We start from the raw sequence: 26451 nt of genomic DNA on the forward strand, positions 1-26451 counted from the left end.
CTGCGCCGCCTGCGCCGGATCTGAGTGCACGTCAGAAAGTTCATCGGGCGGGAGTGTGACATTCGGGCAGGTCCATGGCGTCCAGGGAGTATGACGGCAACGGAACATGATGAGGAGTCGCGCGGTGAACCCGTGGACTTCCTGGACTTCACTGCGGCGCGGGGGCCGCATCTGTACCGAACTGCCTTCCTGCTGACCGGTGGCGACACCCACCAGTCACAGGACCTGGTCCAGGAGACGCTGGCGCGGCTGTACGCGCGCTGGGGCAAGTACGCGCGGCTGGACCACCCCGGGGCCTATGCCCGGACGGTCCTCACCAGCGTGTTCCTGACCCAGCGGCGCAGGCGCATCAGCACCGAGCGCCCCGCCGGCATCATCCCCGAGTCCGCCGAGCGGGGGGAGACGGGCGATCCCGACCTTCGGGTGACCCTGCTCAACGCCCTGCGGACGCTGCCCGAACGTGACCGAGCAGTCCTGGTCCTGCGCTTCTGGGAGGACCGCAGCGTCGAGGAGACGAGCAGCATGCTCTCCATGTCATCGGGTGCGGTGCGTACGCGCACCGGACGCGCGCGGGAGCGTCTGCGCCATGTCCTGGGCGACAGCTTCGCCGAGAGCGCCGGGTTCTGACCGGCCACTGCCCCGTTCCACCCCTTCCTGTCTTTCCCATCTCTCTGAAGGATCTCGTTCCATGGACCCTGAGCTGAACGATGAGCAGTTCACCAACGAGCTCGGCGCAGCCGTCGAGCTGGCCGTGCCCCCGCCCGCGCTCGTCCTGCACGCCGCGGCCCTCCGCCGCGGCACCCAGTTGCGTCGCCGCCGGGTCGTCCGGAACGCCGTGGCCGGAACCGCGCTGACGGCCGTCGTGGCCGCAGCCGTCGTGTACGGCGCGTCCGCCGGCGGTCCGCGGACCGTGACCGTGAGCGCGGCCGCCGCCCCGGCAGCAGCCTCCGCCCACAGCTCCGCGCCGGCCTCCCCGAGCGCGGTGGCGACCCCCTCGCCCGCCGACGGCGGCACCCCGCAGCCGCTGGCCCAGAAGGCGGCCGACATCGCGGCCTCCCTGCTGCCGACCGGCGACGCCGCGCATCTCGCCGGTGCCGCGACCGGCCTCCCGGCCCTGAGCACCGGCACCACCGGCGTGTCGGCGGCCTTCAAGGTCACCACCCCCCAGGGGCAGCGCCGCCTCCTGGTCAACGTCTCCCGCCTGGACACGCCCGCCAGCTGCACTGCGGACAACGTCGGTGGCCAGACCTGCCAGACCCGTCCGCTCGACGGCGGCACCCTGGTGGTCGTCTCCGACTCCGGGAACGCCCAGGCGGGCAAGGTCCCGGTGGTGAGCTACACCTGGAACGCGCCCGGCAATGTGCTGGTCTCCGCCCAGGAGTGGAGTGACACCGGTTCCGCCGCCAACTGGCTGACCGGCGCGCAGGTCGACGCGCTGCTCACCTCCTCGCAGTGGCAGCAGGTGGTCAGCAAGCTGGCCGCCCCCGCTGCCGGTTCCTCGAACTCCGGCAACTACTGCACCACCTCCTGCTGAGGGGGTTCCGCCGAGACTGAGGTTCCGCCGAGACTGAGGTTCCGCCGAGACTGAGGTTCCGCCGAGACTGAGGTTTCACCGAGCTTGAGGGTCCCGCCGAGCCGCCCGGCCGGTCCTCACGGGGTGATCAGACCCGCTCGTAGGCGCGCACCAGCCGCTGGGACACAGTCGCCTTCCGCTGGGCCCGGCGGTGGCGGGTGTTGCTGGGACGTCCTGCGCTTGACGGACGGGGCGGGGCGACGGACGGGCGGGCGGTTCAGCGACCCGCCTTCCCGAAGCGATAGGGCAGCAGGGCCATCTCCCGAGCGTTCTTGATCGCACGGGCGACGGTGCACTGCTGCTGGACGGTGAGCCGGGTGACCCGGCGGCTGCGGATCTTTCCCCGGTCCGAGATGAACGGGCGCAGCAGAGTGGCGCGGCCTGCGGGCCGCGCGGGGCGGGGCGGTCCTCGCCATGGATGGTGTCGCTTCCTCTCGGATGCTGGGTTCGATCGGCGATCGGTCGATCGGGTCGGGAGTCGAGCAGGTCGACGAATCCGTCAACGTCCAACCCCACGGCGGTGAAGGTGAGTTGCTGCACCAGGTCGCCGTAGGGGCCGTCCCGCGTCCAGGGCGGCGGCACGGCGGACGGCGGGTGGAGCTCCCAGGCGGCGGCATCGGGGAGCGACGCCGGCCAGGGGCCGCACTCCTCGACGGCGCGGTTCGCGCCGGCCGCCTCCCGGCCGAGCATCAGCTCGGGGCGGTTGGCCGGCCAGAAGCGCTCCCGGCTGCGCCGGGCGGCCGGGACCAGCTGGTCCAGCGCCTCGTACAGCCTGGCCGGGTGCAGCGGGCGGCGGCGCTCCCGGAGCAGGGTGGCGACGCCGTCGTGGTCGCAGGTCTGCGGCAGCAGGGCCGGCGCCGGATCGACCCGGTCCCGGGCCGCTGTGACGTCGGAGCCCGCCAGGGCGGCGCGGCGCAGCGGCCCGGGACCCAGTCGTACGGTGCGGGCGGTGGGACGGAGCCCGCGCAGCATCGCCGGCCCGGCCCGCAGCCCCGGCGAGCCCGCCGCCTCGGGCAGTTGCGGGCCGCCGGCGTCCCGGCGTACTCGACCTGGCGGGCCAGGGCCTCGGCCACGGTGCGCTCGTCCTCGGCGCTGGCCTGCAGGCCGTGCTCGGTCAGCAGGTCGCTGTACGAGAGCTCGGGGACCAGCCGGAGCGGGGCGACGGCGGTGACCACGCCCACCAGGTCGACGAGCTCGTGGAGACAGCGCCCGTCGACCTCGCCGACGGCGAGCATCTCCACCCCCACGGCTCGACCACCGCCAGGCGGTGACGGCCGGCTTCGGCGATCCGCGCCAGTTCCGGCAGCAGGTCCTCGCGCAGTGCGCAGCAGGGGCAGTCGTTGGTCAGCGGCAGGAACGCCTCGCCCTGCGGACCGGTGCGGTCCCGGGCGCGGCGGTGGACCCTGCCCCGGGGCGGCGGACAGGTCGTGGTGCAGGGCGGCCGGTGAGCCGGCAGTGCGTGGACATGGGACTCCGATCCGGACCGGCCCGGCGGCAGCGCGGAATACCGCAGCCGTTGCGGGCGTTGGAGAGAGCAGCACGCTAATGGCAATGAAAACCATTACAGTATGGTGGGACGTCAGCCCCCCATGGAGGAGGAACCCAGTGGCCCGCAACGAGCTGCGCCCGATCATCAAGCTCCGGTCGACCGCCGGAACCGGCTACACCTACGTCACCCGCAAGAACCGCCGCAACGACCCCGACCGGCTGACCCTGCGCAAGTACGACCCGCGCGCCGGCCGCCACCTCGACTTCCGCGAAGAGCGCTGACCGCGCCGCAGCCCGCAGCAGCGCAGCCCGCCCCACCGCGACCGGCACCACCGCGACCCGCAGAAGGAGCCAGACCATGAAGCCCGGAATCCACCCCGAGTACCGCCCCGTCGTCTTCCGCGACAAGGTCGGCGAGCTCACCTTCCTGACCCGCTCGACCGCCACCAGCGCCCGGACGATCGAGTGGGAGGACGGCAACACCTATCCGCTGATCGACGTGGAGATCTCCTCGGCCAGCCACCCCTTCTACACCGGCAACGCGCGCGTCATGGACACCGCCGGCCGGGTGGAGCGCTTCCAACGCCGCTACGGCCTCACCGCCGCGCGAGCCGAGTAGACCGGGGCGGCCGAGCAGACCAGGGCAGCCGGGCAGACCGGCGCGGCCGGCAGCAAGGCCCCGATGCGGACACCGTTCGCCGAGGTGCTGGCGGGGGTGGCCATCGGGGCCTTGCCTGGAGGTCGATACTGCTCAGCAGTCGCGGAACTCGGGCGACTGGTTCAGCAGTTGGGAGCGGATCGAGGTGAACTTGCGGTAGGGCTCGTCCTGTTCGCTGCCCGGGCGGAAGACCGCGACCCGGTGGCAGTTCATGAACGCCAGCCGCACCCCGAAGTGCCGCTCCAGCGACCCCCGGATGGCATCGCTGGACAGCGCGCGCAGCAGCTGGCCGCGCTCGGTCTCGGACGGCGGCGGGGTGGTGTTGTCGGCGAACGGGCGCGGCGTGGTGGCCAGTTCGGCGGCCAGGTCGGAGATCATCCGGTAGGCGTAGGGCAGGGAGGTGCGGACGGTGTCGACGAACTCGGCCTCGTCGACCTCGTCGCGCTCGGCCTTGGCGAGGAGCTGGGGGGAGACGTCAAGGGACATGGTGCGTCCTTACGGGGCATGAGGAAGTCGGGGGCGCCTGGGGCGCCCCCTTGATGAACATGAATGTCATTTCCTTCGCTACTCTGTCGCCGCTCCCCCACGCTGTCAAGCTCCCCCGCCGACGGGACACTTCGGCGAACGGGCGCTCGGCCGGGGCCCGGGCCGCCCGTCGGGTCGCGCCGTCAAACCCGCGTCAATCCGTCCGGTTCCGGCGTAGGCAGTACGTCAACGAACACTCCCGGGGTCGATGTCCGGGGATCCAATCGGAACAGGAGCCGCGAAGCCGGTCCTGAACCCGTGAGGAAGCTGAGCACCATGAACGAGAACGCGCGCGTCATTGTCGGTGTCGACGGATCGCCCAGCAGCCCCGCTGTCGTGCTGCGGGCGGCGCAGGAAGCGCGGAAGCGCGACGCCCTGCTGATCCCGGTGATCGCCTGGACCGCCTGGGACGGCGTCGGCCCGCGTCCGCTCCCGGGGCCCGAGCAGGCCGCGCGCAACAGGCTGGACACCGTCCTCGAACTGGCCTTCGACGGCTTCCCCGAGGGCATCCGGATCCGTCCGCTGGTGCTGCGGGCCGAGCCCGGCGGGGCGCTGGTGGCCACCGCCGACCTGCGCGGCGACCTGCTCGTGGTGGGCAGCGGCCGGCACACCGGGCAGCCGCTGAGCGTGCCCGGCTCGGTGACCGGCTACTGCTGGGCCCACGCGGTCTGCGAGGTGCTGATCGTGGCGCCGTCCGCCGGGCCGGGCCGACCGGAGCCGGTCGGCACCGGCGGGCACTGTCACGCCGGTCTCGGCTACCTCGACTGACGGACGAGCCTCTCCGGGCGTCCGGCGGCCGGCCGCCGGACGTGGGCGGCGGTCATCTCTCCGCTCCCGTACGTGCGGTGATCCAGGCCCGGGCGTCGTCGGCGGCACGGTCGAGCGGGGCGAGCAGGGCGGGTTCCGCGGGGACGACGCCGCCGTCGCCGAGCTGCGCGGTGATGCCGGTGCGGTCGAGCAGGGCCTCCAGGGACGGGTGGACCCCGGCCAGGATCAGGCGTCCGCCCTGGGCGTGCAGGGTGGTGGCGTAGCGGCGGATGAGTTTGAGGATCGCGGAGGACGGTACGTCGGGGGCGGTGCGCATGACCAGGACCAGGACCGCGTTGCGGGCGCCCTCGGTCCGGGGCAGGTGGGCCTCCAGCCGCGGCAGTTCGGCGAAGAGGCTGGTGCCCTCGTAGGTCAGGACGGTGATGCGGCCGGGGGGCAGGACCGCCGGTGGCGGCCGGTCGGTGGTCGTCCAGGTGCCGTCCGGGTCGCGTTGCAGCGGGACCAACTCGGACTGCCGGGCGGCCTGGACGCAGTACAGCAGCAGCGAGAGCACGGCGCCGATGACGATCGCCTGCTGGAGCGGGAGCTGGGTGGTGGCGGCGAAGGTGGCGAGCATGGCGGCGGTGGAGAGCTTGGAGGTGCGCCCGACCAGGGCGATGTCCGCGCGCTTGCCCCAGATCAGTTCGCCGCCGATGACCAGGATCAGACCGCCGATCACCGGCATCGGGATCCGCTCGGCGAGCTTGCCGGCCACCAGCACGACCAGGGCGAGGAAGACGCCGGAGACCACTCCGGCCCAGCGGGTCCCCGCTCCGGCGCTGACCGCGACTCCGGTGCGGGAGAGCGAGCCGCCCGAGGGCAGCGCCTGGAAGAGGCCCCCGCCCAGATTGGCCAGCCCCTGGGAGGCGAAGTCGCCGTTGACGCTGGACCGGCTGCCGTCCGGGTTCGGCATGGACGGCGACACACCGGCCGCCTGGGCGAGCGCGACCAGCGCGACCGAGAACGCACCGCCGACCAGGTGCGGCATCGCACCGAACGACGGGGCGGAGAAGCCGGGCAGCGCCGCCGGGATGCGGGCGATGCCGCGCACCAGCTCCACATCGGTGCCCAGGACCGCCACCACGACACTGACCAGCACCATGGCGATCAGCAGCGCCACCGCCTCCAGCCTGCGGACGGCGTGGGCGAGCGCCCACACGGCGATGGTGGCGACCGCGACCAGGGTGGGGGCGAGTTGCCAGTGGCCGATCCCGACCAGCCAGTTCCACAGCTGCAGCAGCTTGTTGTGGCCGGAGGGCGGGTAGCCGGTGGCGTCCTTGAGGACTCCGGTGATGATCTGCAGCGCGATGCCGGTGGAGAAGCCGGTCATCACCGCGTTGGAGACGAAGCTCAGCACCACCCCGAGCCGCAGCAGTCCCATGAGCAGCATCACCGCACCGACCATGACGGTCAGTGCGGCGACGTTCCCGGCCGCGTGCGGATCCAGACCCGCATCGGCCAGCACGCTCTGTCCGGTCAGTGCGATCGCGCTGGTCAGGGTGGTGACCATGAGTACCGTGGGCGCAGTCAGCGAGCCCAGGACCGGCGGCAGCACCCCCGCGTACAGACCGGCCACCGGGTTGAAGCCGGCGATGGAGGCGTAGGCCATGCCCTCGGGGATGCTGAACAGCCCGGTCACCATCCCGGCCGTGACATCCGCGCCGGTGGGCCGGCCCAGCCGTGTCAGCAGCCGCGCCCGCAGCCCGGCCGGGTGGGTCGCCGCAGGCCTCACCCGGGCCCGCCCGACGCCCTGGCATCGTCCGCCCCGGTCACCCGGACCGCTTCCGCTCCCGTCACCACCGCCATCCGCCGGCCGGATCAGGGGGTGACGACGGAGAAGGACTTGTCGGGATCGGTGACGTAGGAGAACAGTCGGGCCAGCACGGCCGGATCCCCGTCGTGGTCGATCCCGTCCAGGCCCTTGCCGGCCAGGACACCGAGGAGTTGGGGCTTGGTGAGGGTGAGCGTGCACTGCGCCGGGGTCTTCGGTGCGGTGCCCAGCGGGACGGTGCGATGGGTCAGGGCGCCGTTCTGCAGGGTGAGCCGGTGGCGGTTGCCCTCGTCGGTGAGGGCCAGGTCGACGGTGAGGGAATCGTCCCAGGCCCGGGGGCCGTCGACGCGCACCGCGATGGAGTCGATCAGCATCTCGGTCGTCAGCGCCATCACCATCCCCTGGTTGGCGGCGTCCAGCAGGATGGTCCCCGGTCCCTCTCGCAGCTCCACCGCGGCCATCAGGTAGAAGTTGCGCCAGGTGCCGTTCTCCGCGCCGTGGCCGAGCGTCTCGTACACCCCGGCCAGGGCCTCCTTGGCCGCCGTGTCGTCCGGGTCGGCGAAGACCAGGTGGTTCAGCACGGTGGCGGCGAAGCGCAGATCGCCGTCGGCGACGAAGCCGCGCGCCTTGGCCAGCGCGGCTTCCGGACCGCCCGCCAGTTCGACGTAGCGCTTGGCCAGTTCCACCGGCGGGTGCTCCCAGAGGTGCGCCGGGTTGCCGTCGAACCAGCCCAGGTACCGCTGGTAGATCGCCTTGGTGTTGTGGTTCAGCGAGCCGTAGTAGCCGCGCGCGTGCCAGGCCCGCTCCAGCGCGGGCGGCAGCTGCATCTCCTCCGCCAGCTCCGGACCGGTCAGACCGGAGTTGAGCATCCGCAGCGTCTGGTCGTGCAGGTAGGCGTACAGGTCGCGCTGCTGCGACAGCAGCTCGACCACCTTGTCCTCGCCCCAGGTCGGCCAGTGGTGCGAGGCGAACGCCACGTCGTAGGCGCCGTCGAAGAACTCCATCGCCTCGTCCAGGTACCGCGACCAGATCCGCGCGTCGCGGACGACCGCTCCGCGCAGGGTCAGGATGTTGTGCATGTTGTGCGTGGCGTTCTCCGCCAGGCACAGCGCGCGGCGCTGCGGGAAGAGGAAGTTCATCTCGGACGGGGCCTCGGTGCCCGGGGTGAGCTGGAAGACGATCCGCACGCCGTCGACCGTCTCCTCCTGGCCCGTACGGGTGATGTCCACGGTCGGCGGGATCAGCGTGATGGTCCCGGTGGAGGTGGTCATCCCCAGCCCTGCGCCGACCTGCCCCTCGGGCGTCTTGGGCAGCCGGTCGCCGTACATGAACATGGCCCGCCGCGTCATCGCGTTGCCGGCGTAGACGTTCTCGCTGACCGCGTGCTCCAGGAAGCCGGACGGCGCGATCACCGGCACCCCCGCCTCGCTGCCCTCGGGCAGCACGCCGCGGGCGCCGCCGAAGTGGTCGCCGTGGGAGTGGGTGTAGATCAGCCCGGTCGCCGGGCGCTCGCCCCGGTGCTGCCGGTACAGCGCCAGCGCGGCCGCGGCGCACTCGGTCGAGATCAGCGGGTCGATCACGATCACCCCGCGGTCGCCCTCGACCAGCGTCATGTTCGACAGGTCCAGCCCCCGCACCTGGTAGATGCCCTCAGCGACCTCGAACAGGCCTTGCTTCGCGCACAGTTGCGCCTGTCGCCACAGGCTCGGGTTGACCGTGTCGGGGCACTCGCCCTTGAGGAAGTCGTAGGCGTCGTTGTCCCAGACCACCCGCCCGTCGGCGGCCCTGACGACCGCCGGCACCATGGCTCCGAGAAAACCCCGGTCGGCGTTGTCGAAGTCGGTGGTGTCCTCGAACGAGGGCAGGTGGTTCACGCGATGCTCCGATCAGCAGCGGTCAGGAATCCCAGCAGTGGCTCGAACCGTCTCCGGCCAGTCTGGTACAGCTGTCTGTATTGCGCATATTGTTAGCTTCTGCGGTGCTGCGTCCCGGACGGGCCGTCCGAGTGGCCCGCGCCGACACGGTCGGCGAAGTCGCCCGGGATCCTCCGGAACTGGGGGTCGACCAGCTACAAAGGTGTCAGGTCGGGCATCGGGCCGTCCTGTCGCCGTCGCTGATCGCACCGGTCGAGGGAAGAGGCAGGGGCTCCTGGATGCCGACGGACGACAGCCGCACCCCCTTCGGCGACCGCTCCCCCGTTGATGGGGACGACAGGCCCGGGCCGTGGTGGGAGCAGGGCGAGGAGCCCGACTACCGCGCCACCCTGGCCAACGAGCGGACCTTCCTGGCCTGGACCCGCACCGCGCTGGCCCTGCTGGTCTGCGCCCTCGGCGGCCTCCAGCTGATCAGGGTCGCCCCCTACCCGCTGCGCCTGGCCCTGGCGTGCTACCTGATCGCCCTGTCCGTCGCCGTCACCGCCACCGGGTACTTCCAGTGGCGCGCCCGGCAGGAGCGGATGCGCCTCCGCCGACCGCTGGGCCACTCCGTCGCCCCGCAGCTCATCGCCCTGGCCTTCCTGGTACTCGCCGGCCTGGTGAGCGCCACCGCCGCCGTCAGCGTCCACTGACCGGCTGCCGCCGCTCCTCGGCGGGCGACATGATTCGTCCGTAGGCCAGACCTCCGCTGGGCAGTTGGTCTATCTTTCTCCCGTGGAACAGCTGATCAACGAGGACCCGACGCATATAGGCCCCTACCGCCTGATCGCCCGACTGGGGGCCGGCGGCATGGGCCTGGTCTATCTGGGCCGTTCCGACCTCGGGCGCACCGTGGCCGTGAAGGTCGTCCAGCCCGAGTACGCCGAGCACCCCGAGTTCCGCAGGCGCTTCGCCCGCGAGGTGGCCGCGGCGCGGCTGGTGGGCGGGCACTGGACGGCGGCGGTGCTGGACGCCGACCCGGAGGCCGCCGTCCCCTGGGTGGCGACCCAGTACATCCCGGGGCCCGACCTGCAGACCGTGGTCGGCACGGACTTCGGGCCGCTGCCCGAGCACTCGGTCCACACCCTCGCCAACCGCCTGGCCGCCGCCCTGCAGGCCATCCACGGGGCGGGACTGATCCACCGTGACCTCAAGCCGTCCAATGTCCTGGTCACCGTCGACGGCCCGCGCGTCATCGACTTCGGCATCGCCCGGGCGATGGACAGCCTGGCCGGGGACAGCCTCCACACCCACACCGGCATGCTGATCGGCTCCCCCGGCTTCATGTCGCCGGAACAGGTCCGCGGCCTGGAGCTCACCCCCGCCAGCGACGTCTTCTGCCTGGGCGCCGTCCTCGTCCACGCCGCCACCGGACGGTTCCTCTTCGGCGCCAGGGACACCGGGCTGAACGCCCATCTCTTCCGGATCGCGGAGGAGGAAGCCGACCTGACCGGCGTCCCGGAGAGCCTGGTCGACCTCGTCGCCGCCTGCCTCCACAAGGACCCGGCCCGGCGGCCCACCCCCGAGCAGGTGGCCGCCCGCACGGCCACCGACCGGACCACGGAGTGGCTGCCCGGCCCGGTGCTGGCACAGCTCGGCCGCCATGCGGCGGAGCTGCTGGACTTCGCGCCGGCGGTGGAGTCCGTCGCCCCGGTGGTGCTCACCGCAGCACCGGTGGCCGACGCCGTCGCGCCCGCGCTGCCCCCGATGCCCGCGTACGCCCCGTCGGCCCCTGTGTCTCCGGGGCAGTTCGGCCCGCCGCCGCCGGGCTTCGGACCGCCCCCGGCGGCCTTCACCGGCTACCGGCCCGGTCCCCTGCCGCCGACCACCGCCGAGGACCCCGCCTCCTTCGCCGACTACCAGGACCCGGCGCCCGCGCACCCCCGGCGCTGGTGGGGCCTGGCCGTGGTCGCCCTGGCGCAGCTGCTGGTGCTGCTGCAGGCGGGGTCGTTCACCATCGCGTTCCCGGCCATGGAGCGTGACCTGCACCTGACCTCCGACAGCCTGAGCGCGATGACCAACGCCTATCCGCTGGCCTTCCTCGGACTGCTGCTGCTCGGCGGACACCTCGCCGACCTCCTGGGGCGCAAGCAGCTGCTGATCGTCGGCCTGGTCGGCTTCGCGGCGGCCTCGGTGCTCGCCGGCACCGCCGGCGATGCCACCACGCTGGACTGGGCCCGCGCCCTGCAGGGGGTCTCCGCCGCGCTGCTGGCTCCGGCCGCGCTGTCGCTGGTGGCCGGCAACTTCACCGACCCGAGGGAACGGCGCCGGGCCCTCGGGGTCTACACCGCGATCGTCGGCGGCGGCTCGCTGCTCGGGCTGTACACCGGCGGCTGGCTGGTCGAGAACCTGGACTGGCAGTGGGCGCTGATGGCGGACGTCCCCGTCGCCGCCGTGGTCCTGGTCGGCGCGCTCACCCTGCTGCACGACCGTCCGGCCCGGACCGGCACCCACGTCGACGTGCTCGGCGTGCTGCTCGGCTGCGGCGGCCTGGCCGTCCTCGGCTACGGCCTCACCTACGGCGTGCCGCACGGCTGGACCAGCCTCGCGGCGCTGCTCCCGCTCGCGGCGGGCGTCCTCCTGCTGGTCGCCTTCCTGTGGTGGCAGACCGTGACGTCGACGCCGCTCCTCGCGCGCTACGTCTTCATGGACCGGGGCCGGGCCGGCAGTCTGCTCGCCATGCTGCCGGCGGCCGTCGGCGTCATCGGCCCCTTCACCGCCCTGGTCTACGTCCTGCAGCTCGTCCTCGGCTACTCCCCGGCCGGGACCGGGCTGGCCCTCCTCCCCGTGGTCGCCGCGCTCTTCGTCGGCTCCACCCAGGTCTCGCCCCGGCTGCTGCACCGGGTCGGCGCCCGGGTGCTGGTCGCGGCCGGCCTGGGGACCGCTGCCGTCGGACTGCTGCTGCTCACCGGCCTGACCATCGACAGCGGGTACGAGAGCGGGCTGCTGCCCGGCCTGGTCCTCGTCGGCCTCGGGACCGGCGTGGCCTTCATGCCCCTCTTCGCCACCGCGACCGGCGCCGCCAACCCCCGGTGCTCCGGCGCCGCCTCGGCCGCGGTCGTCGCGGCCCAGCAGCTGGGCGTGGCGCTCGGCGCGGCGCTGCTCACCCGCGTCTTCAACGCCCACTCGCACCTGGCCGCCGACACAGCCGTGGCGGTCGAAACGACGGCGCTGCACGGCTGCAGCGCCACCCTCTGGTGGGCCTTCGGCGCCACCCTGCTCGCGGGGCTGGTCGGCGGGCTGGTGATCAGCGGCAGGGCGTCGAAGCAGGACCGCGTCCCGGCGGCCCGCTGACGCGGGCTCAGGCCGGAGCACCGCCGCCGGGCCGGCCGCCCGTGCGGGGCGGCGGACCCAGCGGCGGGGCCTGTCCGACGACGGCCCCGGCCCGGTCGATGCACAGCACGTCGACCGTGACCGGCGCCCCGAGCAGCACGCCGAGGGCCTGGTCGCGGGCCCTGGCCGCGACCAGGTCGCCCAGCAGCACCCCGGCGGCGCGGCACAGCTGGACGGCCTCCAGCCCGGTGTTGGCCCCGGCCACGGCGGCCGCCAGCTGCTCGTCGGCGCCGGCCTCCCGGGCCAGCCCGGCCAGGAAGCCCTTGTCCACGTGCGAGCGGGAGGAGTGCAGGTCGAGATGGCCCGCCGCGAGCTTGGAGAGTTTGGCGAAGCCGCCGGCGACGGTAAGCCGGGGAACGGGGTGCCGCCGCAGGTACTTGAGCACCGCTCCGGCGAAGTCGCCCATGTCCAGCAGGGCGTCCTCGGGCAGGCCGTGGACCGCGACCGCGACCTTCTCCGAGGTCGAGCCGGTGCAGCCGGCGACATGGGTGCGCCCGGCGGCGCGCGCGACGTCGACCCCGCGCCGGATACTGTCGATCCATGCCGAGCAGGAGTAGGGGACGACGATGCCGGTGGTGCCCAGGATCGACAGACCGCCCAAGATGCCCAGCCGCGGGTTCCAGGTGCTGCGGGCGATCTCCTCGCCGTTGTCCACCGACAGCTCCACCACCACGTCCCCGGTCCCGCCGTACCGCTTCGCCACGTCGGCGACCGCCTCGCGCATCAGCTGCCGGGGCACGGGGTTGACCGCGGGCTCGCCGACCGGCACCGGCAGCCCGGCCTTGGTGACGGTGCCGACGCCGGGGCCGGCCCGGAAGACCACGCCGCTGCCGGGCGGGCCCGGGGTGACCGTGGCCCTGACCAGCGCGCCGTGGGTGACGTCCGGGTCGTCCCCGGCGTCCTTGACCACGCCCGCCATGGCCCGCCCGGGAGCCAGCTCCTCGACGGCCAGCGCGAAGGCGGGCTGCTGGCCCTTGGGCAGCGTGATCGTGACCGGGTCGGGGAACCGCCCGGTGAGCAGCGCGGTGTAGGCGGCCCTGGTCGCCGCCGTCGCGCAGGCGCCGGTCGTCCAGCCCGACCGCAGCCCGCTGCTCCGCAACTGCGCGGCCCGGCCGCCCTCGGCCCCTGGCTCAACCATGTCGTCCCACTTCCACCCGCTTGCAAAGGATTCTCCATGGCCGTGCGGCACGTCCTGATCCTGGGGGGTACCACCGAGGCCCGGCAACTGGCGGCCGACCTGGCCGGCGACCCGGCCCTGCGGGTGACCAGTTCCCTCGCGGGGCGGGTCGCCGAGCCCCGGCTGCCCGCAGGACCGGTTCGCATCGGCGGCTTCGGCGGGGCGCCGGGACTCGCCGGGTGGCTGCGCGAGCACCGGGCGGACGTCCTCGTCGACGCGACCCATCCCTACGCGGACACCATCAGCCGGCATGCGGCGCGGGCGGCGGCCGACACGGCCGTCCCGCTGCTGGTGCTGCGCCGGCCCGGGTGGACCGCCGTCCCGGGTGACCGCTGGGTCCCGGCCGACTCGCCGGAGCAGGCGGCCGCGCTGCTGCCCGGCCTCGGCCGCCGGGTCTTCCTGACCACCGGCCGCCAGGAGCTCACCGCCTTCGCCGACCCGGCGGGCCCGGCGGACCTCTTCTTCCTGCTCCGCTCGGTCGACGCGCCCGAGCCGCCGCTGCCCCGGCACACCGAGGTGCTGCTGGCGCGGGGCCCGTTCACCCTGGAGGGCGAGCGCGCGCTGCTGCGCGAGCACCGGATCGAGGTCCTGGTCACCAAGGACAGCGGGGGTGCGGCCACCGCCGCCAAGCTGACGGCCGCGCGGGAGCTGGGGCTGCCGGTGGTGATGGTCCGCCGCCCGCCGACGCCGACCGACGTGCCGGTGGCGCCGACCGTGCCCGACGCGCTCGCCTGGATCCGTGCCGCCTGCGGGGACGGCTAGTGCGCAGCGGGCGGCGGCCCGCAGCCGGTGACGCCTGCGGGCCGTCGGATCCGCTCGGGTTCAGGCCTGGGCCACGGCCTTGCTGTAGCGTGCCGCGACATCCGTCCAGTTGACGACGTCCCAGAGCTTGGTGACGTAGTCGGGGCGGACGTTCCGGTACTGCAGGTAGTAGGCGTGCTCCCAGGCGTCGAAGGCCAGCAGCGGCGTCGTGCCCTGGCCGACGTTGCCGTGATGGTCGTAGACCTGCTCGACGAGCAGCCGGCGGCCCAGCGGCTCCCAGCAGAGGACCCCCCAACCGCTGCCCTGGACCGCCGTGGTGGCGGTGGTGAGCTGCTTCCTGAAGGCCTCGAAGGAGCCGAAGTTCTCGGTGATCGCGTCCGCGAGGACGCCGTCGGGGCGGTCACCGCCGTCCGGGGACAGGTTGTTCCAGAACAGCGAGTGGAGGACGTGGCCGGACAGGTTGAACGCCAGCGTCTTCTCCAGTCCGACCAGGCCGGCCGGGGTGAGCAGGTCCTTGTCCCGGGCCTCGGCAAGCTGCTCCAGGGTGTCGTTGGCCCCCTTCACGTAGGCGGCATGGTGCTTCGAGTGGTGCAGCTCCAGGATCTCGCCGGTCATGGCGCGCTCCAGGGCGGAGTAGTCGTAGGGCAGGTCGGGAAGCGTGTACTGGCCCATCGGGTGACACCCTTTCATCCAGTTCGATCGGGTTTCGTGCGGGCGGTCGGCACGGTCGCCCGCCCGGCAACACTATTGCGAATAGGTTGCAACAACTTCAACCTTGCAGAAAGATATACCCGGGGCGGGGTCGGCCGCTCAGCCTCCCCACCGGCCCCGGCCCGGTAACGGACCGGGCTCCGTTGGCGTGCCTGCTGACCGTCTTCCCAACCGGCACCAGCCGGGACAGACGGCAGGCCCCGTCCCTCCGTCGGCCGGGTCCGACACCGTTGCGGCAGGTGCGGCGCCACAGCCTCGGCCGGGCCTGTGCCCGGCGCGCCGGTGAGCTGACCGGCTTCGTCAATGTGGCCTGGGGCGGTACCTGCGGCGGCCGCCCACGTGGCCGCCCCCGGGGAGACCCAGGTCACACCCGCCCATGTCACAACCGATGGAGCTGTCCCGTCCAAGAGGGTGTACCCAGCGGAACGACGACACAGGAGTGCACCGTGGAAGCCCGTCTGAACATCATGGCCAGCCCGGTCGCCGCCAAGGCCATCAAGCACCTCATCGCCGCGAGCCAGGCGCTCGCGGAGTCGACGGTGCCGGCCGCGACGCGCGAGCTGGTCAACCTCCGCGCCAGCCAGATCAACGGCTGCGCCGGCTGCATCGACATGCACACCAAGGAGGCCACCGCGGCCGGGGAGACCGCGGTGCGGCTGCACCTGGTCGCGGCCTGGCGCGAGGCCAAGGTCTTCACCGAAGCCGAGCGCGCCGCGCTGGAGCTGGCCGAGGAGGGCACCCGGATCGCGGACGCGGCCGGCGGCGTCACCGACGAGGTCTGGGCCAACGCGGCCAAGTACTACGACGAGGACCAGCTCGCCGCCCTGGTGACCCAGATCGCCGTCATCAACGCCTTCAACCGCGGCAACGTCATCACCCAGCAGCCCGCCGGCGACTACCAGGTCGGCCGGCACCACTGACGGTGGGTCAGTCCCGGTCGAAGACGAAGTGCGCGGCGGCCTCGGCCGGCGTGGTCGCCCGGCCGCGGCCGGGGACCTCGTGGACGGCGGTCGCGCCCTCGGCCCGCAGCCGGTCGGCGCCGCCCTGCCCGAGGCCGGCGGACCGACCAGGACGACGAGCCCGGTCGGCACCCGAATCGGGCCGGCTCCCGCTGCGGGCAGGCCGTCCGCCATGCCGACGACTCGAACAGGTGCACGTCCGCGTGGCCGCCAGGGATGCCGAGGCTTCCGGGTTCGGTGGTCACCACGAGCAGGCCCGGTTGGCGCGGGAGCCGTACGCCTCGTCCGCACGGACCCTGTCCGGCTTGGTGCGCGGCCGACCCGGACCCGTGCGGGGCACCCGGATACCCTCCAGGGCCGGCTGGAACTGCGGCACGATCTTGATCGACCTTCACAACAGGCCCTACTGGCGCCTCTCCTGTCCGACTGCGGAAGCAGCAACGGTGGTACTGGTGCCACCGTGGATTTGGGTGCCAGGCTCATGGCCGACCCCCGTCGAGGTGTCCTAGTGTCGGATCATGATGATTCCACCCGCGCTGAGGCGCTCGGCGCTTCGGGTGCGGCGGGACACCGGCTTCCTGGCCACCGGTGTCATGCCGCACCTGGCCCTGGTGCCCGTGTGGTCCTGGGGCGCGACGACCGCCGCCGAGACGGGGAACCGGGCTTTGGCGCTCACCGCGCCGGTCGTCCTGATCCTGCTCGGTGTCCCGGTGCTGACGGCCGTTCAGCGGTACCGCCACCGGGCACTCCTCGGAGTGGACATCCCTCGGCCGACGCCGACGCCGGAGCGGTGGTCGTGGGCGGCCGTCGCCCGACGGCTTTCCTCGACGCGGATCTGGCGCCAGCTCGGATACCACCTGCTCCTGGGCCCGCTGCTGGCCGCGTTGGAGCTGTCGGTGCTCGCGATGGCGGCTGCGGGCCTGGCGGGCGCCCTCGCCTACGGCTGGGTGTGGGTGCTGCCGGTGGGGGTCCGCCAGGACTGGTTCGGCTACGCGACGTGGGCGCCGTGCTGCACGGCGGCCGGCATCGCCCTCCTGTGGGCCGTGCCCTGGACGGCGGGAGCGGTGGCCCGGACGGAGTCGCGCCTCGCGTTGGCGCTGCTCGGGCCCAGCCGGGCCCAGCGGCTCCAGGAGCGGGTCGAGTACCTGGCCGGGAGTCGCACCGACCTGATCGAGGCAGTCGACGCCGAGCGCCGCCGGATCGAGCGCGACCTGCACGACGGCACCCAGCAGCGGCTGGTCTCCCTCGCGGTCAACCTGGGCCTGGCCATGGCCACGCGCCCCGACCTGCTGGGTGAGGCCCGCGAGGTGATCGCGGAGGCGCACCTTGAGGCGAAGGAGGCGATCGCCGAACTCAACGATCTGGTACGCGGGTTGCACCCAGCCGTACTCGAAGACCGAGGGCTGGACGCGGCCCTGTCCGGGTTGGCCGCCCGGGCACCGTTGCCGGTGCGCCTGCGGGTCGATCTTGAGGAGCGGGTGGTGCCCGCCGTGGAGTCGGTCGCGTACTTCGTGATCTCCGAGGCGCTGGCCAACGTGACCAAGCACGCTCGCGCGACACGTGCCGAGGTGACCGTCAGGCGGGTCGGGAAGGTGTTGCGGGTGAATGTCACCGACGACGGACTGGGTGGTGCCGACGCCTCCGCCGGTACCGGGCTGAGCGGGCTGGCCAAGCGGATCGGCTCCGTCGACGGGACCTTCCGCGTCAGCAGCCCCGTCGGGGGACCGACGACCGTCGCGGCGGAGCTGCCGTGCGAGCGGTGATCGCCGAGGACTCGGTGCTGTTGCGGATCGGTCTGGTCAAGGTGCTGGAGATGGGTGGTTTCCAGGTCGCCGCGGCAGTCGGCGACGGGGAAGCGCTGCTGGCGGCAGTGGAGGAGCACCGGCCCGAACTCGCCCTGGTGGACGTCCGGATGCCGCCCGGCTTCACCGACGAGGGCTTGCGCGCCGCGATGGTGATCCGTCGGCGGTGGCCGCGGACGGCGGTGGTGCTGCTCTCGCAGTACGTGGAGGAGCGGTACGTGGCCGACCTGCTGGCGACCAGCACCAGCGGCGTGGGCTACCTGCTCAAGCAACGCGTCGCCGATGTGGGGGAGTTCGTGGAGGCGGTGCAGCGGGTCGCGGGCGGGGGCACGGCGCTGGATCCGCAGGTCGTCGCCCAGCTGCTGCTGCGACGGGACAGCGACCCGCTGGACCGGCTGACCCCTCGTGAACGGGACGTACTGGGCCTCATGGCCGAGGGGCGCTCCAACGCCGGCATCGCCGAGGCGCTGACGGTCGGCGAGAGTGCGGTGGCCAAGCACATCAACAACATCTTCGCCAAGCTCGACCTGCCGGTGATCGACACGGACCACCGCCGCGTGCTCGCCGTTCTGCGCTTCCTCGGAGCGTCCCGGTCCTGACCGGCCGCTGGCGTCGGCACGGGCGGACAGGCACCCGAATACCCACCAGCCCCAGCAGTCTGCTTTCACATCTGCTGCAACATAACGCTCCTCCCAACGCGTTCATTTATCTGATAGTCGTTCACAACGTGTGGGGAGAAAGCTTTGCAGCAGACCACAGCGGGTAGCAGTGCCCGTCAGGGGCGCCTACACCGACTCGGACGGGTACCCACCGTGCTGGTGGCGGCGCTGGGGCTGATCGGGGCCGCCGCGGCCCCGGCGACCGCGGCCCTGACCGCCGGCACGACGTCAGCGGCACCGGCAGCAGCGTCCAGCACGGGCAGCAGCGCCGGTGCGACCACCCGGACCGTCACCCTGGTGACCGGTGACCGAGTGATCGTCACCACCGTGGCGGGGCACACCCGGTACGCGATCGACGCGGCGGTCCCCGGCGACGGGGCCTTCCGGAGCTACACGGACGCGCAGGGCGACTACCACGTCGTCCCCGCCCTGGCCGAGCCCTTCCTCAGCACCGCGCTCGACCCCTCGCTCTTCGATGTCACGGCGCAACTGCGCGCCAACGCCACGACCGACGCCCGGACCGACGCCACGACCGACGCCAAGGCCACGTCCGGCGTCGTCACCGAGGTCAGCCCGGCGACGTCCGCCCAGCTGGTGGCGGCGCTGCGCCAGGCCGTCGGCGCCGACGTCCGGGCCGGCCGGCAGCCCGGCACCACCGTGCCGCACCTGGCCGGCGTCCCGGCCGCGCCCCGCGCCACCACGGACCTGGCGAAGGCCGCGGCGGGATATCCGCTGCGGATCCTGCAGGTGGACGTGACGGACCGCTCCGGCCACCCCGCCGCCGGCGAGGCGGATCTGATCGACACCGACGACAGCGGCAAGTTCCTCGGTGTGCTCCCGATCACCGGCGGAGTGGACCGGGTCGCCATCCCGGCCGGTCACTACAGCATCGACTTCGGCGACCAGACCTTCGACGACAACGGCAACCTCACCTCCGCCTACACGGTCACCAAGACCGACTTCACCGTCCCGGCCACCGGGACCGTGCCGGACGTGGTCCTCGACGGCCGCACCGCCGTGCCGGTCCGCGTCGCCACCCCGCTGCCCAGCACCACGCAGGCCGTCAATGTGGGCTGGTACCGCACCGACGCGGCCCCGCTGGTGAACGGGATCTCCCCGGACAACGCCACCGGCTTCGACTACACGGTGACCGGGAGCATCCCCTTCGCCATGAACGCCCAGCCTGCCGCCAAGGTCGGCCACCTCACCACCGAGGTGCAGTGGATCGGCGGTGACGCCAAGGGCACCTACCGCTACGACACCGCCTTCTCCGGCACGTCCGTGCCCAACCCCTCGGGCTACAAGGTGGCCGCGGCGCAGCTGGCGACGGTGCACGACCACTACTACGCGGACCCGGCCGCCCCCAAGGTGGGCGGGGTGTTCGAGATGCCGATCGACTTCGCGGAGCCGGGGCCGATGGGCCCGTCCCCGATCCTCCCGCAGTCCATGCCGGCGGACGTCACCGAGTACCTCAACAGCGTCCCCAACACCTACTGGAACCAGCAGGTGTTCGAGGGATCCGGCGTGGAGTTCACGGCCGATCCGGCCGCGCTCAAGCCCGGGACCACGACCTCGGTCGACTGGGGCCGGGGGCCGCTGGCCCCCGGGGTCGGCCAGCACACCATCCAGCCCAACGCCGTGGGCGCCAACACCTGCCAGGCATGTGTCGCCGGAACCGACGTCTCGCTGGCCCTCAACGACTTCGACGACAGCACGCCCGGCCAGCAGGGCACCCCCGGCTACCTGGACGACGGGAATCCGCTGCAGGTGAGCTCGTCGCTGAGCGCCTACCAGAACGGTCAGCCGCTCACCACGACGCCGGGCAGTTCGCTGCTCTCGATCAGCGACGCGCCCGCCGCCGGGGCCCAGTACAAGCTGGTGTACACCACCAGCGCCGCCGGGCCGCAGATCAGCCAGTCCACCTCCTCCGACACCACCTGGGCCTTCTCCACCACGCCCGCCGCGGAGTCCGGAGCGGCGCTCACCCCGCAGGCCAACTGCGTCGGACAGAGCGCGACCACCCCGTGCTCGGTGCTGCCGCTGCTGAACATCAGCACCCAGCTCGCGGTGAGCGAGAGCAACACGGCCGCCCCGGGCGCCGAGACCATGGGGCTGACCCTCGGTCACGTGTCCTACAACGGCACCGGCTCGCACGCGGCCATCACCGCCGCCACCGTCCAGGTCTCCTTCGACGGCGGCAAGACCTGGCAGGCCGCGCAGCTCACCCGCACCGGAGCGGCCTCGGCCGGGACCTACACCGCCAGTTGGACCAACCCCGCCGCGGACACCGGGACCTACCCGTCGATCCGGATCACCGCCACCGACGCCGCGGGCGGCTCGATCGACCAGACCGTGAACAACGCCTACGAGATCGTCAAGGGGGCCTGAGCATGCGGCTGTCACCCACTTCTTCCAAGGCTGTCCGGACCGCCGCCGGATTCGGCGCGCTGGTCGTCGCCCTGATGGTGCCCTTCAGCGGCACCGCGCAGGCCGGCCCGACGACCACTGCGGCCACCGCCGCGGCCACGACGCACGACGCCTGCGGTGCCGTGTCGCCGGGCGAGGCGCGCTGCCTCGCGGTGGTCCGCGACAGCGGACACAGCGGCTTCGGCGTCCGCGGCCCCGCGGCCGCCGCCCAGGCCGGCCGGAACGCGGCCGCCGCGACCCTGCCGACCGGCTACGGACCGGCGGACCTGCAATCGGCCTACCGGCTGCCGGCCACCGGCGGCAAGGGCCAGACCATCGCCCTGATCGAGGCGTTCGGCGACCCGACGGCCGCCTCCGACCTGGCCGTCTACCGCACCACCTACGGGCTGCCGGCCTGCACCGTCGCCGGCGGCTGCCTCCGCGTGGTCAACCAGAAGGGCAAGTCCTCGCCGCTGCCGGCGGCCGGGACGACGAAGGTCACCGCCGGCTGGCAGACCGAGACCTCGCTGGACCTGGACATGGCCTCGGCGATCTGTCCGGACTGCCACATCCTGCTGGTCCAGGCCGACGACCAGACCGACGCCGACCTGGGCGCCGCTGCGGCAGTCGCGCCCTCGCTCGGTGCGACCGAGGTGTCCAACAGCTACGGCATCCAGGAGTCCAACGGGGTCTCCGGCTATGCGAAGGACTACCAGCACGCCGGCGTGGCCTACGTGGCCTCCTCGGGTGACTACGGCTACACGGTGCCGTCGGAGCCCGCGGTCTTCCCCGGGGTGATCGCGGTCGGCGGCACCTCGCTGACCAAGTCGACCGACGCCCGCGGCTGGACCGAGACCGCCTGGGACCTGGCCGGCAGCGGCTGCTCGGCGTGGGAGGCCAAGCCGGCCTGGCAGCACGACACCGACTGCCCCGGACGCATGGTCTCCGACGTCTCCGCCGAGGCCGACCCGACCATCGGCGTGGCCGTCTACTCGACCGTCGACGGCGGTTGGCTGCCGGTCGGCGGCACCAGCGCGTCGGCGCCGATCATCGCGGGCGTCATCGCGCTGGCCGGCAACCCCGGCAAGCTGCCCAACGCCTCCTACCTCTACGCCCGCACCAAGGACCTCTACGACGTCACCAGCGGTACCAACGTCAACGGGATCACCTGCGGCGGCAGCTACCTCTGCACCGCCGGCAAGGGCTACGACGGCCCCACCGGCAACGGCACCCCGGACGGGGTCGGAGCCTTCTGACCCGGCTCTCCGAAATCCGGCTCCCCTGAGATCCGGCTTCCCTGAGATCCGGCTTCCCTGAGATCCGGTAGTTGACGGCCCGCCAGTCATGGACTGGCGGGCCGTCAGTCCATGACTGGCGGCCCGTCAGTCCGTCAGCACCGCGCCGTCGTCGGCAGGCCGTCCCGGTACTCCCGGGCCGTGCCCATGACCTGGTCGAGCGCGTCCCGGGTGCGGGCGAGATCGGCGATGTGCCGGGAGATCCGCTCGCGCTCGCGCGCCATCCGCTCCAGCGCGGCGTCGGCGTTCTCCTCGCTCGGGGCGTCGACGCACGGCAGCAGTTCGGCTATGGTGCGGCTGGACAGCCCCGCGGCGTACAGTCGCTGGACGAACATCACCCGCTCGACCGCCTGCTCGACGTACTGCCGCTGCCCACTGGCGCTGCGGATGCTGACCAGCAGCCCCTGCTCCTCGTAGTAGCGCACCGACCGGACGCTCACCCCGGCCCGTGACGCGAGTTCCCCGATACGCATTCCGGTCCCACCCTCTCCCGTGTGACTCGCGACACAGAGCCTGGCTCTGAGCTTGCCTCTGACGTCAATGTCAGGTTTTAGCGTAGCTGCTGAGCCCGAAACCCCGGGCACCGCGAGCCACGAAGGAGCCCCACGGTGACGAACCTCCTCCACCCCCATCGCCTCGGCGAACTGACCCTGCCGAACCGGGTGGTGCTGGCCCCGATGACCCGGGCCCGCGCCGCCGCCGGCGGCCTGGCCACGCCGTCGATGGCGACGTACTACGCCCAGCGGGCGACGGCCGGACTGATCGTCACCGAGGGGGTGCAGCCCAGCCTGCTCGGCCAGTCCAGCCCGGGGACACCGGGGCTGCACACCGCCGAGCAGACCGACTCCTGGCGCCAGGTGACCGCTGCCGTCCACGCCAACGGCGGCCGGATCTTCGCCCAGCTCATGCACAGCGGGCGGGTCTCGCACCAGGACACCACCGGCCTCCAGCCGGTCGCGCCCTCGGCCGTCCCGGCCAGCGAGGTGTTCACCCCGTCCGGCCCCAGGCCCGCACCGGTCCCGCGCGCCCTGGACACCGCCGAGGTGCCCGGACAGGCCCGGTCCTTCGCCGAGGCCGCCCGCCGCGCCGTCGAGGCCGGCTTCGACGGCGTCGAACTGCACGGCGCCAACGGCTACCTGATATCCCAGTTCCTCTCCTCCAACGCCAACCTGCGCACGGACGGCTACGGCGGCTCGGTCGCCAACCGGATCCGCTTCGCCGTCGAGGCGACCGCCGCCACCGTCGAGGCCGTCGGCAAGGACCGGACCGGCATCCGGCTCTCCCCCGGCGGGACGTTCTGGGGCGTCGAGGAGCGCGACGTCCCCGAGCTCTACGCCGCGCTGCTGACCGAGCTGGCGCGGCTGGAGGTCGCCTACGTCCATCTGGAGGCCACCTCCGAGGAGGCGGTGCTGACCGGGCTGCGCCGAGCCTGGCCGGGCACCCTGATCATGAACCCGACGCTCCCGATGGGCCCGAAGCAGACCGGCCGGGCCGAGGCCGACCACTGGCTCGGCCTGGGCGCCGACCTCATCAGCTTCGGCCGCGCCTTCGTCGCCAACCCCGACCTGGTCGAGCGGCTGCGGCAGGGGCTGCCGATCGCCCCCTACGACGAGGCCACGCTCTACCAGGGCGGCGACGCGGGCTACCTCACCTACTCGGCCTACCAGCACACCGACTGACGCCGCTCCCGCCGCTGCGCCGAACGCGGTAGTCGCCGTGTCGGCGGCCTCCCGGCCGGGGATACCTGCACCTCGGACGGTATCCGGGAGACCGCCGCAGCGGCGGCACGAGGGAGCGCGGGCGATGGCCGCAACGGAGCAGGGCGGGGCGAGCGCGGTCTCGGGCGAGCCCCGGCCCCGCTGGACGGAGACGGCGAAGGCCCTGGCGAGCAGCCTCTGGTTCCCGGCGCTGTTCTTCTTCGGCTTCCTCTTCTGCTACCTGCTGGCCTTCCACGACCCGACACCGCACGACATCAGGGTGGCCGCCCCGGCACCGGCCGCAGCCGGACTGCAGCAGGGGCTGGACCGGGCGCTGCCGGGCTGGTACCGGATCGTGCCGGTGCCGGGCGGCACCGCCGGACTGCGGCAGGCCGTGCTCGACCGGCACGCCAGCGGGGCCTACCTCCCCGACCCGGTCCGGCCGACCCTCTACACCGCCAAGGCCGGCGGCTTCGAGATCGTCGCCGAGCTGCAGGCGGCCTTCACCCCGATCGCCGAGGCCGCGCCGGGGGTCCGGCTCACCCAGGTCGAACTGGCGCCCACCGCCCCGCACGACGGGATGGGCACCAGCCTCTTCTACCTCTGCCTCGGGATGACCATCCCCTCCTACATCATGGTGATGATGATGCTGCGGGCCACCGGCCTGAGCCGGAAGAAGAAGGTGGCCGCCTTCGTCGCCTCCGGCGCGGTGATGGCCGTCGTCGGGTTCTACATCGCGCTCGCGATGGACTGCATCGTGGACCGGCCGCTGTGCATCCTCTTCGCCTTCCTACTGACCCAGGCCGTCGCGCTGACCTCCTACGGGCTGGTGCCGTTCGCCCGGCAGTTCTTCCCCGGCGTGGCGATCGTGGTCTTCGTGCTGCTGTCCATGCCGGCCAGCGGCGGGGCGATCCCGATCCAGATGGTCCCGCCCTTCTTCCGCGCGCTCCACCCGTACCTGCCGCTGGGCAACCTGGTCGACGCGATGCGCGGCGAGATGTACTTCCGGGGCACCGGGCTGTTCCGGCCGCTGCTGGCCCTGTCGGTGTGGGTGGCCTCCGGCATCGTGCTGATCTGCCTCGGCTACTTCTGGGAGCAGCACCGGATCGCGACCGCCCGCTCCGCCGGGGACCGGGAACTGACCCCGGGGCAGTTGGAGTCCATGGTCCAGGACCCGGCCCTGGAGATGCCGGAGCCGATGCCGGTGACCGCGCACCTGCACTACATCGGCGCCTCGCAGCCGATGCTCAGCGGCCGGATCCAGGACGCCCACTCCCAGCCGCTGCGCGGCGTGCTGGTCACCGTCACCAGCACGGACAACAAGCGGCGGCTGACCCGGGCCAGGACCGACGAGCACGGGGAGTACCGGGTCACCGGCCTGCCCGAGGGCTACGTCAACGTGATCGCGGGCGGCCGGCGCATGGTTCCGTCGATCGAGCAGGTCCTGGTCCGGTCGGGCCACCTCACCCACCAGGACTTCGTTCTGCGCCCGCATCACCCCGAGGACCCGCACCATCCCGAGGAGGAGAGCGGGCCACCGGCACCGGCCGGCTAGTCCGCCACCTCGTCCTGGCTGGTGCCGACATGGTGCACCCCGTCCAGCTCGGACAGGACCACCGCCCGGTGGGCGAGGTCGGGACCGTCCCCGAGCTGGTCGGTCGACAGTTCGGGGACCGAGACGCCCATGCCGGTGCAGCGGGTCAGCACCGCCCGCAGGTGCCCCGGCCGGTCACGTAGTCCACCCGCAGCCGTGACGGCGCCCGGGTGGAGCCGGGGATGCGGACCGCCGGCGGCGCGAAGCGCCGTACGGCCAGGAGGTGACCTGCCGTCACCACCGGAGCCAGCACCGGCAGGCCCGCGCCAGCGGCCATCCCCACCGCGGCGGTGAGCCAGACCACCGCGGCCGTGGTCAGCCCGCGCACGGCGTCCTGCCGGACGAAGATCAGACCGCCGCCGATGAAGCAGATCCCGGAGACGATCTGCGCGGCCATCCGCGAGGGGTCCAGCACGACGTGGCTCCCCCGCACGTCGCTGAAGCCGTACTTGGAGACCAGCACGATCAGCGCGGCGCCGAAGCCGACCAGCGTATGCGTGCGCAGGCCCGCGCTCTTCTGCCGGACCTCGCGCTCCGGAGCGATGGCCGCCGACAGCACGAAGGCCGGCCCGAGCTCGCCCAGCTGCACCCGTCCCTGCCCGGTCGGCTGACCCCACGCTGCCAGCTCCATCATCGGCCCAGGCTACCGGGCGGCCCCGGAGCGGAGGCGGAGGCTGTCGGCGCGTCAGGCGCAGCGGTTGCCGACCCTGCGCATCAGCCGTCAGCCCGGTCGGAACCCTTGAGCGCTTCGAGCAGCTGGGCGTCGATGGCCCGGGTCTGCTCGCGGTAGGGCCCCATCACCGCGTCGAGGTCCTTCAGCTGCCACTCCTCGTCCAGGTCGGCCTTGGTGATGACGAGTTCGAGGCGGTCCTGCAGGGTGTGCAGGTGGAGGCCGGTGAGGACCTCGCGGAACTGGTCGGCGGCCCGGGCGCCGCCCCTGGTGCCGTAGGTGACGGAGGTCGCGGGCTTGCCGCTCCACTCGCGGTAGAGGAAGTCCAGGGCGTTCATTCAGCGGGGCCGGGTAGCCCCAGTTGTACTGCGGGAAGACGAACACGAAGCCGCCGTAGGAGCTGACGGTGCGGCTCCAGGCGCGGGTGTGCTCGTGCTCGTACTGTCCGAGCGCGGCCATCCGCGGCTCGTCCAGGAAGGGCAGTCCGACGGCGGCGAGATCGAGCAGCTCGTACTGCAGCGGGCTGCCCTCCTGCGCCGCGTCCAGCACCCACTGGGCGATGCCGGTGCAGATCCGCTGGGGGCGGGTGCTGCCGATGACGACCGCGATCCGCTCGTTGGTCGCGGTCGGGTCGGGGACGGTTCCCATAGC

Annotated in this window: 26 protein-coding genes and 1 pseudogene; 15 read left to right on the forward strand and 12 right to left on the reverse strand. The window is 72.9% G+C overall.

Features of this window, described 5'->3' with window-relative positions; all coding sequences use genetic code 11:
• Positions 1-90: 90 nt before the first annotated feature.
• Both BS75_RS03085 and BS75_RS03090 read left to right on the forward strand, forming a co-directional pair.
• Positions 91-627 carry a SigE family RNA polymerase sigma factor gene (locus BS75_RS03085; protein WP_034087098.1) on the forward strand — a complete coding sequence of 179 codons (537 nt, stop codon included), beginning with the start codon at positions 91-93 and terminating at the stop codon, positions 625-627.
• A 61-nt stretch (positions 628-688) separates the two neighbouring features.
• The gene (locus BS75_RS03090) at positions 689-1534 is read left to right on the forward strand and encodes a hypothetical protein (RefSeq protein ID WP_034087099.1); all 846 of its coding nucleotides are present in this window, start codon (positions 689-691) and stop codon (positions 1532-1534) included.
• 256 nt (positions 1535-1790) lie between these two features.
• Here BS75_RS03090 and rpsR read toward each other — a convergent pair whose 3' ends face one another.
• On the reverse strand, positions 1791-2069 hold the full coding sequence (rpsR, locus tag BS75_RS52050) for a 30S ribosomal protein S18 (RefSeq protein ID WP_408022583.1): 279 nt from the start codon (positions 2067-2069) through the stop codon (positions 1791-1793).
• Positions 2070-2262: 193 nt separating this feature from the next.
• Entirely contained in the window at positions 2263-2820 is a 558-nt protein-coding gene (locus BS75_RS49075; protein WP_197092099.1) for a hypothetical protein, read from the reverse strand.
• 358 nt (positions 2821-3178) lie between these two features.
• On the opposite strand from BS75_RS49075, the gene rpmG reads away from it, so the two are divergent.
• On the forward strand, positions 3179-3343 hold the full coding sequence (rpmG, locus tag BS75_RS03095) for a 50S ribosomal protein L33 (RefSeq protein ID WP_034087100.1): 165 nt from the start codon (positions 3179-3181) through the stop codon (positions 3341-3343).
• Between the two features lie 76 nt (positions 3344-3419).
• On the forward strand, positions 3420-3680 hold the full coding sequence (locus BS75_RS03100; protein ID WP_034087101.1) for a type B 50S ribosomal protein L31: 261 nt from the start codon (positions 3420-3422) through the stop codon (positions 3678-3680).
• Positions 3681-3812: 132 nt separating this feature from the next.
• On the opposite strand, the gene BS75_RS03105 is transcribed toward BS75_RS03100, so the two are convergent.
• Positions 3813-4205 carry an SCO5389 family protein gene (locus BS75_RS03105; RefSeq protein ID WP_034087102.1) on the reverse strand — a complete coding sequence of 131 codons (393 nt, stop codon included), beginning with the start codon at positions 4203-4205 and terminating at the stop codon, positions 3813-3815.
• A 315-nt stretch (positions 4206-4520) separates the two neighbouring features.
• Here BS75_RS03105 and BS75_RS03110 point away from each other — a divergent pair, with 315 nt between their 5' ends.
• Complete coding sequence (locus BS75_RS03110; protein WP_052069131.1) at positions 4521-5012, forward strand: universal stress protein; 492 nt, start codon at positions 4521-4523, stop codon at positions 5010-5012.
• A gap of 52 nt (positions 5013-5064) precedes the next feature.
• Here BS75_RS03110 and BS75_RS03115 read toward each other — a convergent pair whose 3' ends face one another.
• A complete protein-coding gene (locus tag BS75_RS03115; protein WP_231607662.1) occupies positions 5065-6783 on the reverse strand; it encodes a SulP family inorganic anion transporter in 1719 nt (572 codons plus the stop codon).
• Between the two features lie 86 nt (positions 6784-6869).
• The gene (locus BS75_RS03120) at positions 6870-8696 is read right to left on the reverse strand and encodes an alkyl/aryl-sulfatase (protein ID WP_034087103.1); all 1827 of its coding nucleotides are present in this window, start codon (positions 8694-8696) and stop codon (positions 6870-6872) included.
• Positions 8697-8974: 278 nt separating this feature from the next.
• On the opposite strand from BS75_RS03120, the gene BS75_RS51300 reads away from it, so the two are divergent.
• Positions 8975-9388 carry a YidH family protein gene (locus tag BS75_RS51300; RefSeq protein WP_034087104.1) on the forward strand — a complete coding sequence of 138 codons (414 nt, stop codon included), beginning with the start codon at positions 8975-8977 and terminating at the stop codon, positions 9386-9388.
• Positions 9389-9470: 82 nt separating this feature from the next.
• A complete protein-coding gene (locus BS75_RS45935; RefSeq protein ID WP_081982070.1) occupies positions 9471-12029 on the forward strand; it encodes a bifunctional serine/threonine protein kinase/MFS transporter in 2559 nt (852 codons plus the stop codon).
• 7 nt (positions 12030-12036) lie between these two features.
• On the opposite strand, the gene BS75_RS03135 is transcribed toward BS75_RS45935, so the two are convergent.
• Positions 12037-13206, reverse strand: a complete 1170-nt coding sequence (locus tag BS75_RS03135; RefSeq protein ID WP_042439858.1) for a cobalt-precorrin-5B (C(1))-methyltransferase — start codon at positions 13204-13206, stop codon at positions 12037-12039.
• A gap of 36 nt (positions 13207-13242) precedes the next feature.
• On the opposite strand from BS75_RS03135, the gene BS75_RS03140 reads away from it, so the two are divergent.
• Entirely contained in the window at positions 13243-14007 is a 765-nt protein-coding gene (locus tag BS75_RS03140; RefSeq protein ID WP_034087105.1) for a cobalt-precorrin-6A reductase, read from the forward strand.
• 60 nt (positions 14008-14067) lie between these two features.
• Here the strand turns inward: BS75_RS03140 and BS75_RS03145 are convergent, their stop codons facing one another.
• Positions 14068-14679, reverse strand: coding sequence for a superoxide dismutase (locus BS75_RS03145; protein WP_034087106.1), 612 nt, complete (start codon positions 14677-14679; stop codon positions 14068-14070).
• A gap of 485 nt (positions 14680-15164) precedes the next feature.
• Between BS75_RS03145 and BS75_RS03150 the strand changes: the two genes are divergently transcribed.
• The 5 genes from BS75_RS03150 to BS75_RS03170 all read left to right on the forward strand — a co-directional run bounded on the left by BS75_RS03150 (position 15165) and on the right by BS75_RS03170 (position 21800).
• Positions 15165-15638, forward strand: coding sequence for a carboxymuconolactone decarboxylase family protein (locus BS75_RS03150; protein WP_034087107.1), 474 nt, complete (start codon positions 15165-15167; stop codon positions 15636-15638).
• Positions 15639-16195: 557 nt separating this feature from the next.
• Positions 16196-17440: a sensor histidine kinase gene (locus BS75_RS03155; protein WP_034087108.1), complete on the forward strand. Its 1245-nt coding sequence runs from the start codon at positions 16196-16198 to the stop codon at positions 17438-17440.
• On the forward strand, positions 17428-18078 hold the full coding sequence (locus tag BS75_RS03160; protein WP_034087109.1) for a response regulator: 651 nt from the start codon (positions 17428-17430) through the stop codon (positions 18076-18078). The genes BS75_RS03155 and BS75_RS03160 overlap by 13 nt, the downstream gene beginning before the upstream one ends.
• 144 nt (positions 18079-18222) lie before the next feature.
• Positions 18223-20526 carry a hypothetical protein gene (locus BS75_RS03165; protein ID WP_152646116.1) on the forward strand — a complete coding sequence of 768 codons (2304 nt, stop codon included), beginning with the start codon at positions 18223-18225 and terminating at the stop codon, positions 20524-20526.
• 2 nt (positions 20527-20528) lie between these two features.
• Positions 20529-21800, forward strand: coding sequence for a S53 family peptidase (locus BS75_RS03170; RefSeq protein ID WP_034087111.1), 1272 nt, complete (start codon positions 20529-20531; stop codon positions 21798-21800).
• Between the two features lie 134 nt (positions 21801-21934).
• Here BS75_RS03170 and BS75_RS03175 read toward each other — a convergent pair whose 3' ends face one another.
• Positions 21935-22312: a MerR family transcriptional regulator gene (locus BS75_RS03175; RefSeq protein ID WP_034087112.1), complete on the reverse strand. Its 378-nt coding sequence runs from the start codon at positions 22310-22312 to the stop codon at positions 21935-21937.
• Between the two features lie 135 nt (positions 22313-22447).
• Here BS75_RS03175 and BS75_RS03180 point away from each other — a divergent pair, with 135 nt between their 5' ends.
• The gene (locus BS75_RS03180; protein ID WP_034087113.1) at positions 22448-23518 is read left to right on the forward strand and encodes an alkene reductase; all 1071 of its coding nucleotides are present in this window, start codon (positions 22448-22450) and stop codon (positions 23516-23518) included.
• Positions 23519-23642: 124 nt separating this feature from the next.
• Positions 23643-25091 carry a carboxypeptidase regulatory-like domain-containing protein gene (locus tag BS75_RS03185; RefSeq protein WP_063771566.1) on the forward strand — a complete coding sequence of 483 codons (1449 nt, stop codon included), beginning with the start codon at positions 23643-23645 and terminating at the stop codon, positions 25089-25091.
• On the opposite strand, the gene BS75_RS47745 is transcribed toward BS75_RS03185, so the two are convergent.
• The 4 genes and pseudogenes from BS75_RS47745 to BS75_RS52055 all read right to left on the reverse strand — a co-directional run.
• Positions 25088-25243, reverse strand: coding sequence for a hypothetical protein (locus BS75_RS47745; RefSeq protein WP_156164201.1), 156 nt, complete (start codon positions 25241-25243; stop codon positions 25088-25090). The two genes, BS75_RS03185 and BS75_RS47745, sit on opposite strands and share 4 nt — an antisense overlap.
• Positions 25237-25764, reverse strand: coding sequence for an MgtC/SapB family protein (locus BS75_RS43120; RefSeq protein ID WP_052069132.1), 528 nt, complete (start codon positions 25762-25764; stop codon positions 25237-25239). The genes BS75_RS47745 and BS75_RS43120 overlap by 7 nt, the downstream gene beginning before the upstream one ends.
• 80 nt (positions 25765-25844) lie before the next feature.
• Positions 25845-26138: an NADPH-dependent FMN reductase gene (locus BS75_RS49880; protein ID WP_231607663.1), complete on the reverse strand. Its 294-nt coding sequence runs from the start codon at positions 26136-26138 to the stop codon at positions 25845-25847.
• Between the two features lie 13 nt (positions 26139-26151).
• Positions 26152-26448 (reverse strand): annotated as a pseudogene (locus tag BS75_RS52055) (NADPH-dependent FMN reductase); the annotation flags it as partial.
• Between the last annotated feature and the right edge of the window lie 3 nt (positions 26449-26451).

It is taken from the genome of Streptacidiphilus albus JL83 (assembly GCF_000744705.1).
Taxonomy (GTDB): Bacteria; Actinomycetota; Actinomycetes; order Streptomycetales; family Streptomycetaceae; genus Streptacidiphilus; species Streptacidiphilus albus.